This window comes from Streptomyces thermocarboxydus, assembly GCF_024760485.1.
Taxonomy (GTDB): domain Bacteria; phylum Actinomycetota; class Actinomycetes; order Streptomycetales; family Streptomycetaceae; genus Streptomyces; species Streptomyces cellulosae.
The window spans coordinates 400,565-415,402 of record NZ_CP058273.1 but is presented as its reverse complement, the minus strand read 5'-3'; the positions used below and the strand labels follow the sequence as shown (position 1 = coordinate 415,402).

Annotated in this window: 11 protein-coding genes and 3 pseudogenes; 7 read left to right on the top strand and 7 right to left on the bottom strand. The window is 74.3% G+C overall.

Annotated elements, in window-relative coordinates; all coding sequences use genetic code 11:
* Positions 1-20: 20 nt before the first annotated feature.
* On the bottom strand, positions 21-851 hold the full coding sequence (locus AY578_RS01890; RefSeq protein ID WP_136239595.1) for an aldo/keto reductase: 831 nt from the start codon (positions 849-851) through the stop codon (positions 21-23).
* Between the two features lie 192 nt (positions 852-1,043).
* On the opposite strand from AY578_RS01890, the pseudogene AY578_RS01885 reads away from it, so the two are divergent.
* Positions 1,044-1,301 (top strand): annotated as a pseudogene (locus tag AY578_RS01885) (TauD/TfdA dioxygenase family protein); the annotation flags it as partial.
* A gap of 6 nt (positions 1,302-1,307) precedes the next feature.
* On the opposite strand, the gene AY578_RS01880 reads toward AY578_RS01885, so the two are convergent.
* From AY578_RS01880 to AY578_RS01870, 3 genes and pseudogenes are all read right to left on the bottom strand, one after another.
* Entirely contained in the window at positions 1,308-2,813 is a 1,506-nt protein-coding gene (locus tag AY578_RS01880) for a metallophosphoesterase family protein (protein ID WP_028958759.1), read from the bottom strand.
* Positions 2,814-2,884: 71 nt separating this feature from the next.
* Positions 2,885-3,653 (bottom strand): annotated as a pseudogene (locus tag AY578_RS01875) (dienelactone hydrolase family protein).
* Between the two features lie 56 nt (positions 3,654-3,709).
* Positions 3,710-4,330 (bottom strand): L-threonylcarbamoyladenylate synthase, encoded by a 621-nt coding sequence (locus tag AY578_RS01870; protein ID WP_028958760.1) that lies wholly within the window; start codon positions 4,328-4,330, stop codon positions 3,710-3,712.
* A gap of 160 nt (positions 4,331-4,490) precedes the next feature.
* Here AY578_RS01870 and AY578_RS01865 point away from each other — a divergent pair, with 160 nt between their 5' ends.
* The 3 genes from AY578_RS01865 to AY578_RS01855 all read left to right on the top strand — a co-directional run bounded on the left by AY578_RS01865 (position 4,491) and on the right by AY578_RS01855 (position 8,937).
* Entirely contained in the window at positions 4,491-5,981 is a 1,491-nt protein-coding gene (locus AY578_RS01865) for a PucR family transcriptional regulator (protein WP_210638385.1), read from the top strand.
* 257 nt (positions 5,982-6,238) lie between these two features.
* Positions 6,239-7,015, top strand: coding sequence for an alpha/beta fold hydrolase (locus AY578_RS01860; RefSeq protein WP_019525585.1), 777 nt, complete (start codon positions 6,239-6,241; stop codon positions 7,013-7,015).
* Between the two features lie 266 nt (positions 7,016-7,281).
* Positions 7,282-8,937: a catalase gene (locus tag AY578_RS01855; RefSeq protein WP_028958764.1), complete on the top strand. Its 1,656-nt coding sequence runs from the start codon at positions 7,282-7,284 to the stop codon at positions 8,935-8,937.
* Between the two features lie 4 nt (positions 8,938-8,941).
* Here the strand turns inward: AY578_RS01855 and AY578_RS01850 are convergent, their stop codons facing one another.
* Positions 8,942-9,823, bottom strand: coding sequence for a fructosamine kinase family protein (locus tag AY578_RS01850; protein WP_028958765.1), 882 nt, complete (start codon positions 9,821-9,823; stop codon positions 8,942-8,944).
* Positions 9,824-9,967: 144 nt separating this feature from the next.
* Here AY578_RS01850 and AY578_RS01845 point away from each other — a divergent pair, with 144 nt between their 5' ends.
* The 3 genes from AY578_RS01845 to AY578_RS01835 all read left to right on the top strand — a co-directional run bounded on the left by AY578_RS01845 (position 9,968) and on the right by AY578_RS01835 (position 12,505).
* Positions 9,968-10,291 (top strand): hypothetical protein, encoded by a 324-nt coding sequence (locus tag AY578_RS01845; protein ID WP_019525588.1) that lies wholly within the window; start codon positions 9,968-9,970, stop codon positions 10,289-10,291.
* Between the two features lie 85 nt (positions 10,292-10,376).
* Positions 10,377-10,910 (top strand): DoxX family protein, encoded by a 534-nt coding sequence (locus AY578_RS01840; RefSeq protein ID WP_028958766.1) that lies wholly within the window; start codon positions 10,377-10,379, stop codon positions 10,908-10,910.
* A gap of 356 nt (positions 10,911-11,266) precedes the next feature.
* Positions 11,267-12,505: an MFS transporter gene (locus tag AY578_RS01835; RefSeq protein ID WP_251144397.1), complete on the top strand. Its 1,239-nt coding sequence runs from the start codon at positions 11,267-11,269 to the stop codon at positions 12,503-12,505.
* 341 nt (positions 12,506-12,846) lie between these two features.
* Here AY578_RS01835 and rfaE2 read toward each other — a convergent pair.
* Positions 12,847-14,209 (bottom strand): annotated as a pseudogene (gene rfaE2, locus AY578_RS01830) (D-glycero-beta-D-manno-heptose 1-phosphate adenylyltransferase).
* Complete coding sequence (locus AY578_RS01825; RefSeq protein WP_161107637.1) at positions 14,206-14,832, bottom strand: D-sedoheptulose-7-phosphate isomerase; 627 nt, start codon at positions 14,830-14,832, stop codon at positions 14,206-14,208. The pseudogene rfaE2 and the gene AY578_RS01825 overlap by 4 nt, the downstream one beginning before the upstream one ends.
* Positions 14,833-14,838 lie beyond the last annotated feature (6 nt).

Genomic DNA, 14,838 nt, shown 5'->3' with positions numbered 1-14,838 from the left:
GGCGGCTCCCGGGTACCCGGTCAGAACTCCTCGTGCACCTCCGGGTCCCCGCCGATCCGCCGGTGCGCCCGGTCGGAAAGTGTCCGCATCTGTGCGTCGTCCAGTTCGAAGCCGAACACGTCCAGGTTGGCGCGCTGCCGTTCGGGGTCGGACGACTTCGGCACCGGCACCGCGCCCAGCTGGACGTGCCAGCGCAGCACCGCCTGCGCCGGGGTGACGCCGTGCGCGTCGGCCACGGCGGCCACCGCGAGGTCGTCCAGCAGCTGCGAACCGCGGCCCAGCGGGCTCCAGCTCTCGACGAGCACGCCCTTGTCCGCGTGGTGGGCGCGCAGCTCCTCCTGCGGGAAGAACGGGTGCAGCTCGACCTGGTTGACCGAGGGCAGCACCCCGGTCTCCTTCTCCAGCCGTTCGACGTGGGCGGGCGTGAAGTTGGAGACGCCGATCGAGCGGACCAGGCCGTCCTCCCGGAGCTTGATCATGGCCTTCCAGGAGTCGACGTACTTGTCGACGCGGGGGAGCGGCCAGTGGATGAGGTACAGGTCGACGTGGTCCAGGCCGAGCCGGGCGCGGGACTCCTCGAAGGAGGCGAGGGTCTCCTCGTAGCCGTGGTGGCGGCCGGGGAGCTTCGTCGTCACGACGATCTCCTCGCGCGGGACGCCCGCGCCGGCCACGGCACGGCCCACGCCGGTCTCGTTACGGTAGTTGGCGGCCGTGTCGATCAGGCGGTACCCGGCGTGCAGGGCCGTCGTCACCGCCCGTTCCGCCTCGGCGTCGTCCATCGGCCAGGTGCCCAGGCCGATGGCCGGGATCGTCGTGCCGTCGTTGAGGGTGTGCTGCGGGATGCTCGTCACGGGAGGGCCCTCCGGTCGCGGTGTCGTCCTCCCAGCGTCCGTCACGACGGGGGAGGTGATCAACCGGACGGGCCCGGCGCCCTGTCGCCAGGTCCCGCTTCCCCTGCCACGATCTTCCGGGAGCCGGTTCGTCCGGGGCCGCCGGGGACGAGCGACGGAGTGGGGCGCATACGACGGACAGCCGCGTCGGGCCGGACCGAGAGCCGGGCGATCCTGGACATGCTGCTGGAGCAGGGCCACGCGCCCCGAGTACACCGTGCGGCTGCGCCGGGAGCCCGGCGCCGTGGCGTTCCGGGACAACCGTGCCACCATCCACCTCGCCCCGCCGGCACGGCCCTCCTCGACCACCCGCGGATCACGCACCGCGTGATGCTCGCCGGGGACGTCCCCGGCGGCGTGGACGGCGCGCCCTCCCGGCCCCTCACCGGCCCCGGGCCGGGACGCTGGTAGCCGCCCTCAGCTCAGCGGGACGGTCACCTCGTCCTCCACGGGCGGGGAGACCTCCTGCGCCCGCTGCCCGGTCGCCGCGAAGCAGCGCAGCCGCAGCGCCTCGGGCGTCACGTCGATCCGCAGGAAGGACTTGAAGAACGGCGGGTGGTACGTGGCCGAACCGGGTGAGAGCAGCGACTGGTACGCCTTGCGCACCGGCAGCCGGAACCGCTTCCCCCGGTCCGGCCGGCGTCCGGTGCCGAGCAGCCCCGCGACCAGCCGCATCCGGCGGGTCACCCGGGCCGGCGCGCCCGCAACCCGGGTCGGCCCGATGCCCAGCCGTTCGGCGATCACCGCGGCCGCCTCCGCCTCGGTCAGCGAGAAGAACCGGCGCAGCCGCGTCCGCCGCCCGTACAGTCCGCTGTAGAAGGCGAGGGAGTCGCCGCGCAGCGGGTAGCAGCGGAAGTCCGCCTCGGTGACCCCGGCGACGTCCACCCGGGGGATGGTGTGGGTGGCGTGCGTGAACGCCCCGCCGCCGCCCGCCACCACGTACTGCAGGGTGCGGCCGTCGTCCAGACGCACCGGGTAGCGCTGGTAGTTGTGGATGTCGCCGCCGATCGCGGCCACGTACCGGTGGGCGGGGTCGCGGACGATGTCGTCGACGGTGCCGCCGCCCTCGATCGGGCACGGGTGGTGCTCGCCGTCCACGTACAGCGGCGAGCCGGTCACCAGGATCTTCGGGCGCGGGTCGCGCGACACCTCACGCAGCCACGCGCCCTGTTCGGCGTCGAGCGTGCCGAGCAGCCCGGTGTCGATGCCGACGATCCGCAGCGGCCCGGCGTCGATCGCCCAGTACGGGCCCGGCTGCACCGCCTGCTGGGCGGGGGAGGAGCGCAGCTTCCGTGCCTCGTCGAGGTGTGCGCCGTCGCCGGGGCGGGGCCGGTGCCACAGCAGGGACCGCAGCCAGGCGCGGGTGAGGGGGCGCGGCGCCGGGGCGGGCGGCAGGGGCTCCGTCTCGTCGCAGAAGACCCGCATGAAGCCGGACAGGTCCTCGTACCAGTCGTGGTTGCCGGGTATCGCGTAGACCGGCGCCTGGTAGTCCTGGTACGGGCGGAAGAACTTGGGTCCGTAGTCGCCGGCGCTGCCCACCGGGTAGATGACGTCGCTGGCGAGCACGGCGAACGCGGTGTCCCGGCCCTCCTTCAACAGGCCGGGCACGACGGCGTACTGGGGCTCGCCGCCCTCGCCGGTGTCCCCGATCACCAGGAACGAGAAGCGGTCCGGGTCGTCGCGGCGGATCACGCGGTCGGCCGGAGCCCCGGCCGCCGCCCGCCGGGCCGCCCAGCGCGACCTGACCTCCCCGGTGGGGTCGCCGAACCAGGAGGCCAGGACGCCGTTGCGGGCGGCCCACAGATGCCTCGGGTCCAGCCAGGAGATCTTCTCGGCCTGGCGCGGCACCAGCCGTATGTACTCACCGCGTACGGAGGCGCCCCAGCCGGCGCCCTCGGCGGTGTCGCGTGAGGATTCGGACACGCGTGCACCGTAACAACGGTGTCCCGTACGGGCGGTGGGCGGGGGCGCGCGTCAACCCGGCGGCTGTGCCGTCATGTTGACGCGCCGGGCGGGAAGGTGCGCTCCAACAGGTCCAGCAGCGCCGCCTGGTGGCGTTCGTCGGCCTTCTCGTCGTACGACGCCGTGTCGGGCTGGGTGAAGCCGTGCGCGGCCCCCGGGTACACCTCGCAGCGGTGCCGGACGCCCGCGTCCGTCAGGGCCCCCTCCAGCCGCTCGATCTGCTCCGGCGGCAGCGACGGGTCCTCGTCGGCGTGCCCGAGATACACCTCGGCGGTGATCCTCGGCGCCGCCAGGTGCGGGCTGTCGGGGTCGTCCGTCGCCACCGCCGTGGAACCCGGCCACCGCCGCCACCCGGTCCGGGAAGGCGCCGGCCGCGCGCAGCGCCAGGCCCGCGCCCATGCAGTAGCCGGTCAGCGCGACCGGCCCGTCCGCCGCCTCCGGCCGCTCCGCGAGCCACCGCAGATACGCGCCCGCGTCGGCCGTCGCCCGTCGGGGCGTCAGCTCCCGCAGCGCCGGACGGAGCCGGGCGAACAGCTCACCGCGCGCCTCGGCGTCGATGAAGGCGGGCAGCTCCACCACCGGGGCGGGACCGCGCCGGTGGAAGAGGTTCGGCACCAGCACCGTGTACCCGGCCCGAGCCACCCGGTCGGCGGCATCCCGCACCGCCGGGCGCAACCCGAAGGCGTCGGTGAAGACCAGCACCGCCGGCCGGGGCACGCCGTCCGCCGGGCGCGCCAGATACGCGTCCGCCGCCCCGTCCTCCGTGGGGACACGCACCTCGGCCCCCCGCACGTCCGTCATGTCGCGCCGTCCTCCGTCACTCGAACCTCCCGTCACCCGAAGCTTTTGTGCGTCCGTCACTCGAAGCGCGAGACGTCGCCCGCGCCCACCCGTACGATCTCCGGCTCGCCGCCGGAGAAGTCGATCACCGTGGTCGGCTCGGTGCCGCAGTCGCCGGAGTCGAGGACCGCGTCCACCTCGTGGTCGAGCCGGTCCTTGATCTCCCAGCCCTGGGTCATCGGCTCGTCCTCGCCGGGCAGCAGCAGGGTGCTGGACAGCAGCGGCTCGCCCAGCTCCTCCAGCAGCGCCTGGGTGACCACATGGTCGGGGATGCGCACGCCGACCGTCTTCTTCTTGGGGTGCTGCAGCATGCGCGGCACCTCCTTGGTCGCGGGCAGGATGAACGTGTAGCGGCCCGGCGTGGACGCCTTCACCGCGCGGAAGACGTCGTTGTCGATCCGCACGAACTGGCCGAGCTGGGCGAAGTCGCGGCACATCAAGGTGAAGTGGTGCCGGTCGTCCAGCTTGCGGATGGTGCGGATCCGCTCGATGCCGGTGCGGCTGCCCAGACGGCAGCCGAGCGCGTAGCAGGAGTCCGTGGGGTACGCGATCAGCGCGTCGTCGCGGATGGCGGCGGCGATCTGGCCGATGGTGCGCGGCTGGGGGTTGTCGGGGTGCACGTCGAAGTACTTGGCCATTCACCGAGCTTATGCCGCCCGCGCCCCGCGCCGCGGCACACCGCCCCCGCGTCACCCGCAGGGGACGGGAACGCCCCGTCGCGCCGGAGTGAGACGCGCCGGACCGTGGGGTAACGTCCCCCGTCCGGGCCACAGGGCGAGAGACGAGGGGAAGGCCGAGGTGACGGGCGGAAAGGACACGGCACTGGGGACGGCGACGGAGGCGGCGGGGCGTCCGGGCTGGGCGCGTGAACTGCTGGAGCACCTGCGGCCGGCCGGGCGTGACGTCCGCCGGGTCGTGGACTGGCTGGCCGGCGCGGTGGGCGCGGAGGTGGCCCTCCGGGACGGCGCGGGCGACCTGCTCGCCGGGACGCCGCTGCCCCTGGACGAGGCGCTCGCCGCGGACGTCGCCTCCGGACGGATCGCGTCCGCCGCGTGGGACGGGGACGGACGCCATCTGCGGCTGGTGCGCATCGGACACCCCACGGGCGCCTGCGTGCTGGCCGTCTCCCGCGGCGCCCCCTTCGACCGGCGCGCCTCGGACATCGTCACGCACACCGCACAGGTGATCGAGCTGCTGCTCACCGCCCACGAGACGCAGGCGGCCGGCGTCCGGCTGCGGCGGGCCACGGCCGACCTGCGGCTGGCGATCCTCCAGCTGCTGATGGTCGAGGACACCGTCTCCGCGCGCCGGGTCGCCGCCGGACTCTGGCCGGGCCTGCTGGACGCCGAGACCGCCTGCGTCTACGTCCTGGAGTCCGACCCGTCCGTACGCGACCTGCTGGCCGCCGAGTGCATCGAACGCACCCGGGACGAGGCCCTGGTGGTGCGCTGCCCGGCCGTCGACGGCCATGTGATCGTCCTCAGCCCGCGCGAGACCACCGCCGCCGACCTGCGCTCCGTGGTGGAGCGTCACCCCGACACCCTCGTCGGCGGCAGCGTCTGGCAGAGCCTCGCGCGCACGGCCACCGCCTACGGACAGGCCGTCAGCGCGCTGGCCGTGGCCCGGTTCCGGCCGGACAAGACGGCGGTGTACGCCGAGCGCACCCACCCCGAGCGGCTGATGGACCCCGCGGCGCTGCGCACCTGGGCGGCACGGGTGCTGCGCCCGCTCGACGCCCTGCCCCACCACACCCGCGCCGAACTGCTCGCCACCACCCGGCTCGGCCTGGAGTTCACCGCCGTCGCCACCGCCAAGATCCTCGGCGTCAGCCGCAACACCGTGCGCGCCCGCATGGACCGCGTGGAGTCCATGCTCGGCGTCGACTTCGCCGACGTGACCGTGCGGGCCGTCGTCCATCTGGCGCTGCACACCCAGATCAACCTGCTGGACGGCCAGGGGCCCGCCGACTCCGCCGCGAGCGCGCGCCGCCTGGCCGAACTGCTGTCGGGACCGGCCGTCGCCTCCTGGGCGCGGGACCTTCTGGGCCGCCTCGACCCCGACCCGCGCAACGTGCGCCGCACCCTGCGCACCTGGATCGCCGAGGGCGCCAACGCCGAGCGGGCGGCGCAGACCCTCGGCGTGCACGCCCAGACCGTGCGCGAGCACGTCCGCAGCGCGGAACCGGTCCTGGAACGTCAGCTCCTGGCCGCCGGGACCGATCTCTACGAGGTCGCCCTGGCCCATGTGGCCGTCGGCGACCTGGAGCAGCCGCGCATCGCTGGGGAGTGAACCGGGCGATTCGGACTCACCTGTGCACAGGTGAGTGCCGTGGGCCCGTGCAGCGGGCACCGGCGCGGTACACAGACAAGCCTCCGCTTGCATAGTTTCGAGCCACGGCGGGGCACGACCGGAACGGGGGACCGGTCGCGCTCCCGCCCCTTTGTCGTGCCCGCACCCACCTTTCCGCCGCCGCCCGCTGTCCCACGGGCCCGCCCGCCGCTACCCTACTGACCGGTAACGGCAGCTATCCGGAAGGCGAGGCCCTCATGGCGCGGTTCACGGTCGACGGCGCCGCACTGGCCTACGACGACGAAGGCCCCCGCGACGGCGCGGACACACCCCTCGTCCTCATCCACGGATGGACCGCCGACCGGCACCGCTGGGACCACCAGGTCGCGCACTTCTCCCCGCACCGCCGGGTCGTCCGCCTCGACCTGCGCGGCCACGGCGAGAGCACCGGCGCGGGCGTGCCGACCGTCGACGCCCTCGCCGCGGACGTCGTCGCCCTCCTCGACCACCTCGGCGTCGACCGCTTCGTCCCCGTCGGCCACTCCATGGGCGGCATGACCGCCCAGACCCTCGCGCTCACCCACCCCGGACGGGTGGAGCGCCTGGTGCTGGTCAACTCCATCGGCCGCATGACGTACAGCCGGGCACGCGGGCTGCTGATGGGCGCGTCCACGCTGGTGCCGTTCAAGCTGTTCGTCGCCGCCAACATCCGGCGCGCCTTCGGGCCCGGCCACCCCCGCGACGAGGTCCAGAAGTACATTCGCGCCTCGGCGTCCACGCCCCGCGAGGTGGTCATGACCCTCTACGCGGCGATGCGCGCCTTCGACGTCCTCGACCGGGCCGGCGAGATCCAGGCGCCGACCCTGATGGTGCACGGCTACCACGACGTCCAGCTCCCCGTACGGCAGATGCTGCGCCTGGCCAAGGGCTACCCGGACGCCGAGATCCGCGTCCTGGACGCCGGGCACGAACTGCCCCTCGAGCGGCCCGCCGAGCTCACCGCGGTCCTGGACCGCTTCCTCGCCCGCCCGTAGGGGCGGCCCTCACGTTCCGTTTCCCTCCGGTCGCCGTGCGTGGTGATCAGGGGCAGCATGGGCCACGTACGCACGCCGCCGACGGATGCGACCGAAGGCCGGGCGCCCGCACGCCCGGCCTTCGCCGTGAACGGGCCGCGAACGCGTGCATGACGCCGCGGCCCCGGGTACCCGAGCCGCCCGCCAGGAACCGGCCGACGGCCCGGAGCCGCCACGCCCCGGCCCGTCACCGGCCACAAGCAGCAGCGCAAGGAGCCCAGCGAATCATGACGGACACCTCGAGTCAGGGCCCCGCTACCGGCGACGACCGCAAGGTACTCACCAACCGGCAGGGCCACCCGGTCTACGACAACCAGAACCAGCGCACCGTCGGCTCCCGCGGCCCGGCCACGCTGGAGAACTACCAGTTCCTCGAGAAGATCAGCCACTTCGACCGGGAGCGCATCCCCGAGCGCGTCGTCCACGCCCGCGGCGTCACCGCGTACGGCTACTTCGAGGCGTACGGCACATGGGGCGACGAGCCTATCTCCCGCTACACGCGCGCCAAGCTGTTCCAGGAGGCCGGCAAGCGCACCGACCTCGCCGTCCGCTTCTCCACCGTCATCGGCGGACGCGACTCCTCCGAGGCCGCCCGCGACCCGCGCGGATTCGCCGTGAAGTTCTACACCGAGGACGGCAACTGGGACCTCGTCGGCAACAACCTCGGCGTCTTCTTCATCCGCGACGCCATCAAGTTCCCCGACGTCATCCACGCCCTCAAGCCCGACCCGGTCACCTTCGAGCAGCAGCCGCGCCGCATCTTCGACTTCATGTCGCAGGCGCCCGAGTCGATGCACATGCTGGTCAACCTGTTCAGCCCGCGCGGCATCCCCGCGGACTACCGCCACATGCAGGGCTTCGGCGTGAACACCTACAAGTGGGTCGACGCCGAGGGCAACACCAAGCTGGTCAAGTACCACTGGATGCCCAAGCAGGGCGTGCGCTCCATGACCGAGGAGGACGCCGCCAACGTCCAGGCGCAGGGCCTCGGCCACGCCACCAAGGACCTCTACGAGGCCGTCGAGCGCGGCGACCACCCGGAGTGGGAGCTGCTCGTCCAGATGATGGACGACCACGAGCACCCGGAGCTGGACTTCGACCCGCTGGACGACACCAAGACCTGGCCCGAGCAGGACTTCCCGCCGAAGCCCGTCGGCAAGATGGTGCTCAACCGGATGCCGGCCAACTTCTTCGCCGAGAACGAGCAGATCTCCTTCGGCACCGGCGTCCTCGTCGACGGCCTGGACTTCTCCGACGACAAGATGCTCGTCGGCCGGACCTTCTCCTACAGCGACACCCAGCGCTACCGGGTCGGCCCCAACTACCTTCAGCTGCCGGTCAACCAGCCCAAGAGCGCGCAGGTGCGCACCAACCAGCGCGACGGCCAGATGGCCTACCACGTGGACGGCGGGGACAACTCCCACATCAACTACGAGCCGTCCGTCATGGGCGGTCTGCGGGAGGCCCACTACCCGACGCACGACGAGCAGGGCCCGGAGATCCGCGGCCGGCTCACCCGCAAGCGGATCGAGCGCACCAACGACTACCTCCAGGCCGGTCAGCGCTACATGCTCCTGGAGGACTGGGAGCGCGACGACCTGGTGAAGAACTTCACCGACCTGCTGTCGCAGTGCGACCGCCCGGTGCAGGAGCGCATGGTGTGGCACTTCCTGCTCGTCGAGAACGATCTCGGCCGCCGGGTCGGCGAGGGCCTCGGCATCGTGCCGGAGGACGTCGCCCACCTGGAGCCGCTGGAGGGCCAGACCCTCACCGAGGAGGACCGCAAGCGGCTCGCCAACCTCGGCGACAACCCGCCGCGCGACGTGACGGGGCTCACCATGACGCACTGTGTGCCGGACGAGCGGCACGTGGTGACCCGCTGACGGGTCAGAGGGCGAGCGCGGACCGGGCCGCGGCGAGCGCCTGCCCGGCGTAGCCCCGGCCGAACAGCACGGCGTGCACCAGCAGGGGGAACAGCTGGTGCACGCCGACGCGTTCCCGCCACCCCTCGGCGAGCGGCGCCACCTCCTGGTAGCCCTCCAGGACGGCGTCCAGCAGCGGGCAGCCGAACAGCGCCAGCATCGCCAGATCGGTCTCCCGGTGCCCGCCGTGCGCGGCCGGGTCGATCACATGGACCCTGCCGTCCGCGCCCCACAGCACGTTGCCGCTCCACAGGTCGCCGTGCAGCCGCGCGGGCGGCTCGGCGGGCCCCGCCAGCTCCGGCAGCCGCGCGCAGACCCGCTCGACCACCGCCGCCTCGCCGGCGTCCATCGCGCCCGCGTCGACCGCCCGGCGCAGATACGGCAACACACGGTGCTCCGCGTACCAGGCCGGCCAGTCGTCGCCCGTGACGTTGCGCATCGGGGCGAGCCCGATGAACGCCTCCACAGGACCGCCCGGCGGCGGCGCCCCGAACGCGGGCGCGCCGGCGGCGTGCAGGCCGGCCAGTTCGCGCCCGAACCGCAGCGCCGCATCCCGGTCCGGGCGCCCCTCCGTCACCCGGTCGAGGACCAGCCACGCCCCCTCCCGGCCGTGCACCCGCGGCACCGGAGGCGTGCCGGCCTCCGCCAGCCAGCGCAGCCCGGCCGCCTCGGCACGCGCCGCCTCCGCCTCCTCGGCACGTTTCACCACCACCGTGCGGCCGTCGTCCAGGGCGGCCTCGGCGAGCGAGCCCGACAGCGGACGGACTCCGGTCACCGCCCGGCCGGTGAGCCGCGCCGCCACGGCGGCGGGGGTCTCGTCGCCGGACGCGGGGAACGACAGGGGCATCTGCGGCCTCCTCGGCTGGGGGTCGGCGGTCGGCGGCCCGCCCAGCGTACGAGCCCGGCGTGGGCGTGGCGGACGCTCACGCGGGACGGTGAAAAACCCGCTCAGCCCGATGCGGGCACGGCACGCCGTGGGACCACTGTGAATATGACCAGTTCATCGTTCCAGCGCACCCTCACCCTGCCTGCCACACTCTGCGAACAGGCCGTCCCGTACCTGGAACAGGCCGCCCGGCGGACGGTCGACGGAGCGGGGGTCCCGCTGAAGGCGTTCCGCGCGGCCGCCGACGGCGACTGCACCCTCCCGGTCTCCGTGGTCGAACAGGCGGCGGGCTGCCTGCTGGTCCTGGCCACCGAGACCGCCCAGAGCGTACGGCCCTCCGTGCTGCGCGCCACCATCGGCGTCGCCCTGTGCCTGCGTGACGCCGTCGAGGCGGTCCGCCGGCCCGCCCTCACCACCCGCTTCTGGTGACGGCCCCGCCGCCTGCCCACGCCGCATGCTCCCCGTCCCGCGGGGAACCCGGCGCACCGCACCCTCCACACTCCAGGAGAAGGACATGAGCCTGTTGCGCGTCCTCGGCCGGCCGATGCTGGCGTCGATCTTCATCGCGGGCGGACTGGACACCCTCCGCAACCCCCAACGCGTCGCCGGGCTGGCCGACCCCGTGGTGAAGCCGGTCACCGACCGCGTCCGCGCACTGCCGGACCGCACCGAGGACTCCGTACGGCTGAACGGCGCCGTCCAAGTCGCCGCAGGACTGCTGCTGGCCACCGGACGGATGTCCCGCCCGGCCGCCCTCGCGATCGCCGCCACCCTCGTGCCCACCACGCTCGCCGCGCACCGCTTCTGGGAGGAGGAGGACTCCGGCGACAAGGCCCAGCACCGGATCCACTTCCTTAAGAACCTCGGCCTGTTCGGCGGACTGCTGATCGTGGCGGACGACACCGGGGGCCGGCCCTCGATGCTGTGGCGCAGCCGGCACGCCGCACACGACCTGCGCCGCGAGGCGCACATCGCGCGGCGCGCCTTCAAGGCCGGCGCCGGGCCCGCCGCGGCGGCGGGGCGCGCCCGCGCCAAGCTGTCCCACTGACCGCTGACCGCTGACCGGGAGCGGGGCCGGGGGTGCTTCCCCCGGCCCCGCTCCGCAAACCCCCTGTGAGCAACCGCACTCGCGCGGCCAAGTGCCGTGCGGGTGCGGGCTTTTGACCCCCGTGTCCGTCCACGGCGCCCGTGCGGTGGAAAGGACTCGGGGGTCCCTTCTGCCACGATGGAGCGCGCCCGATCCGGCGACGGGAAACGCCGCGCAGCGCAGCCGGCGTCCTCCTTCCCGCGCCCACTCAGCCGAGCCCCCCGAGGCTCCTCCCCGAGTAGCGCACCGTGTCTTCCACACCCTCCCCTGCCCAGGCCGGGTCCCGGTCACCCTGGCGTTCCCTGCGGCACCGCAGCATGCGCTGGTGGTCCGTCGCGAACTTCGTGTCCAACGCCGGTACGTGGATGCAGCTGACCGTGCAGAACCTGCTGGTCCTGCAGATCACCGGATCCGCCGCGGCCACCGGCCTGTCCATGTCCGTCCAGGCGGCCCCGGCCCTGCTGATGAGCGTCCTCGGCGGCGCGGCCGTCGACCGCTGGCCGCGCAAGCTGACCGCCGCGGTCAGCCAGGCCCTGCTCGCCGTCATCGCCTTCACCACGGCCACCCTGGTGGCGCTGGACCGGCTCGACATGACCACCCTGATGGTGCTGGCCGCCGTCACCGGCATGGTCGCCACCGTCGACAACCCGGCCTGCGCCCTGCTCGGCAACGACCTCGTCCCCGCCGAGGACGTGCCCTCCGCCATCGGCGTGGGCGCGCTCGTCTTCAACGCGGGGCGGCTCGCCGGCGCGGCCCTGGCCGGCGTGACCGTCGACTTCCTCGGCACGGCGGCGGCCTACTTCGCCAACGGCTTCTCCTTCCTCTTCGTGACGGCGGTCATCCCGTTCCTCCGCCCGGCGGCGGGCGCGGTACGGCAGGTCACCGGGCGGGCGGCCCGGCGGTCCACGCCCGACATGAGCGTGCGGGAGGGGCTGGCCTTCTTCGCCCGGCGGCCCCGGCTGCTCGCGCTCGCCGGGGTGACCGGGATCAGCGCGGTCTTCGGCCGTAACTACGGCCTCACCCTCGCGGTCCTCGTCACCGGCCCGCTCGCGGGCGGCGCGGGAGCCTTCGGCACGGTGTCGACCGTCCTCGCGGCAGGCGGGATCGTCGGCGCGGTGCTGGGGGCGCGGCTGCGGCGGCCCTCGGTACGGCTGGTCGGCGCGCTCGCCGCGACCGGGGCGCTGCTGCAGATCGTCGCCGGTCTTTCGCCCTCGCTGGCGGTGCTGCTGGTGCTGGTCCTGCCCATGGCCGTGGTGGAGTCCGTCTCCGACACGGCGGGCACGGCGGTCCTGCAGACCGATCCGCCCGCCCATCTGCGGGGGCGTGTGCTGGGGGTGTGGGGGTCGGTCGGCACGGTCTGGAGCCTGGGCGGGCCGCCGGCTCTCGGGCTCCTGATGGAGCTGGCAGGGCCGCGGGGGGCTTTGATCACCGGCGGCGTGATCATCGCGGCGTCCATCGCCTCGGGCCACCTCCTGCACCGCCGCCGGACGGTGTCTCCGGTCGCCTTCCCCACGAAGGAGACGGCCCCGCAGCCGGCCCTGCAAACGGCGGCGTAACCCCCGTCCCCTACAGGGACACGGTTGGGAAACACCCTCAGGGGCGCGGGGAACTGCGCAAACGGAAGCCCAAGAGACGGAGCCTCCAAGACACGCGTACCGGTGTCGCCGTTTCGGGGGCTCCGCCCCCGGACCCCCGTTCGCGCAGTTCCCCGCGCCCCTACAGGGCATCACCACCCCGCGTCCGAGAGGGCGCACCACCCGCCACCCCGCGTCCGGAGGGCGCACCACCCGTGCCACCCGGCGCCTGGAGGGCGCACCACCCGCCACCCGCGCCCCCATGGGGCGTCTACCACCCGCGCCCGTAAAGACGCGCACGTACCCGACCCGCCCCGCAGGGACTACTTCACCGCCTCCGCAGCCCGCCGCGCCAGCGACGTCGTCGAGTGACCGTCCAGGTACGGCAGTACCACCGCCTGCCCACCCCACGTACGCACAACCTCCGCCTCGGGCAGCTCCTGCACGGAGTAGTCCCCGCCCTTCACCCACACGTCCGGCCGCAACCGCTCCAGCACCCGCTCCGGTGTGTCCTCCTCGAACACCACCACCGCGTCCACACTCCCCAGCGCGGCCAGCACCCTCGCCCGGTCCGTGGCCGGGGTCAGGGGCCGCCCGGGCCCCTTGCGGCGGGTGACGGACGCGTCGGAGTTCAGGCAGACGATCAGACAGTCGCCGATCCGCCGCGCGCTCTCCAGCAGCCCCACGTGACCGGCGTGCACCAGGTCGAAGCAGCCGCCCGTGGCGACCACGGTGCCGCCCCGCGCGCGCACCTCCCGCGCCAGTTCGAACGCGTCGGCGGCCGGGTCCTGGGCGGGGACCGGGGCGACCGGGTTGTGCCAGAGGTCCGGGTTGCCCGCGCCGCCCGCCGCGACGAACGCGGCGGCCTCGGCGACCGCCCGCTGCAGGGCCTCCTCCGGCAGCAGCCCGTCCGCGAGACCGGCGACCGTCGTCGCGGCGAAGCAGTCGCCCGCGCCGCAGGTGTCGCCGTCCGCGTGGAACGGCGCGGGGATCAGCATCGGCGTGCCGCCGCCCGGCCGGGTCAGCAGGACGCCCCGTTCGCCGAGTGTCACGGCGACGCCCGCCGCCCGCCAGCGTTCGGCGAGTTCCGTGCCGCGTTCGGCGAAGGCGCCCAGCGAATCGCCCGGCACGCCGGGCGTGCCCGCGCACAGTGTGACCGCCTCGCCGGCGTTGGGCGTGACCAGCCGCGCCCCCGGTACCGGTGTCTCGCCGCGCGGGTGCGGGTCCCACACGAGGGGGGTGCGCCGGGCGGCCTCCTCCAGGTGGGGGCGGACCGCGCCGGCGGTGTGGCGGCCGTAGTCGGCGACGAGGACGGCCTGCGCGCCGGCCAGCGCCTCGCGCACCGCCTCGTCCGGTTCGCCGGGCGTGCCGCCGCCCCGGTCGATGCGCACCAGCGGACGCCCGCCCGCGAGGACGCGCGTCTTCACGGCAGCGTGCCGTGCAGCGGCAGCTCCAGCAGCCGTACCGCCCGCCGAGCTGCTGCCGAGCGCGGTCACCAGGACGACGTCCCGGCCGCCGCGCGCGGCGAGCGCGGCGGCCAGCCCGGCGCCTCCCGGGTGCCTCGTGGTCCCCGGTGACGTCGACGACCGGGGCGGGCGCGTCGGGGGCCAGCCGGGTGGCGACCCCCTCGATGTCCTCGTCGAGCAGGACGTCGCCCACCACCACCAGCGGTTCGGGACCGGTCATGTCAGCCTCCCGGGAACGGCCGCCACGGTCCGGGCCGGCGGCGCGGCCACGGCGGTGTCGAAGCACTCGCAGAGCAGGTGCACGGCGACCAGATGGACCTCCTGGACGGTCGCGGTCGAGGCCGCCGCCACGCACAGGCTCTCGTCGGCCGCCTCCATCAGCGGGTTGGGGCCGGGCCCGGTCAGCGCCCACACCTCGAGCCCGGCCCGACGGGCCGCGACCGAGGCGGCGATGAGGTTGGCGCTGCGGCCCGAGGTGGACAGCAGCATGAGCACGTCGCCGGGGCGTCCGTGCGCGGCGACCTGACGGGCGTACACGTGGTCGAAGCCGTAGTCGTTGCCGATGGCGGTGACGCTGGAGGTCTCCGCGTGCAGGGCGAGCGCCGAGTACGCGGGCCGCTCGCTGCGGTAGCGGCCGACCAGTTCGGCGGTGAGGTGCTGGGCCTGGGCGGCGCTGCCGCCGTTGCCGGCGGTCAGCAGCCGGCCGCCGCCGGTGAGGACGGCGGCGAGCCGGCCGCCCCAGTCCGCGATCCGGGGCAGGCCGTGCCGGCCGAGCCCGTCGAGGGCGTCCTGGAGGGACCGGCAGTGCAGACGGGCGGCGTCGAGCGCGGGGTGTTCGGTCATGGTGGG

Coding starts and splice junctions, on each gene's coding strand:
- AY578_RS01860 (WP_019525585.1), top strand. CDS start 6,239: ATGGCGCGGTTCACGGTCGACGGCGCCGCACTGGCCTACGACGACGAA.
- AY578_RS01840 (WP_028958766.1), top strand. CDS start 10,377: ATGAGCCTGTTGCGCGTCCTCGGCCGGCCGATGCTGGCGTCGATCTTC.
- AY578_RS01850 (WP_028958765.1), bottom strand. CDS start 9,823: ATGCCCCTGTCGTTCCCCGCGTCCGGCGACGAGACCCCCGCCGCCGTG.
- AY578_RS01855 (WP_028958764.1), top strand. CDS start 7,282: ATGACGGACACCTCGAGTCAGGGCCCCGCTACCGGCGACGACCGCAAG.
- AY578_RS01870 (WP_028958760.1), bottom strand. CDS start 4,330: ATGGCCAAGTACTTCGACGTGCACCCCGACAACCCCCAGCCGCGCACC.
- AY578_RS01835 (WP_251144397.1), top strand. CDS start 11,267: ATGCGCTGGTGGTCCGTCGCGAACTTCGTGTCCAACGCCGGTACGTGG.
- AY578_RS01845 (WP_019525588.1), top strand. CDS start 9,968: ATGACCAGTTCATCGTTCCAGCGCACCCTCACCCTGCCTGCCACACTC.
- AY578_RS01825 (WP_161107637.1), bottom strand. CDS start 14,832: ATGACCGAACACCCCGCGCTCGACGCCGCCCGTCTGCACTGCCGGTCC.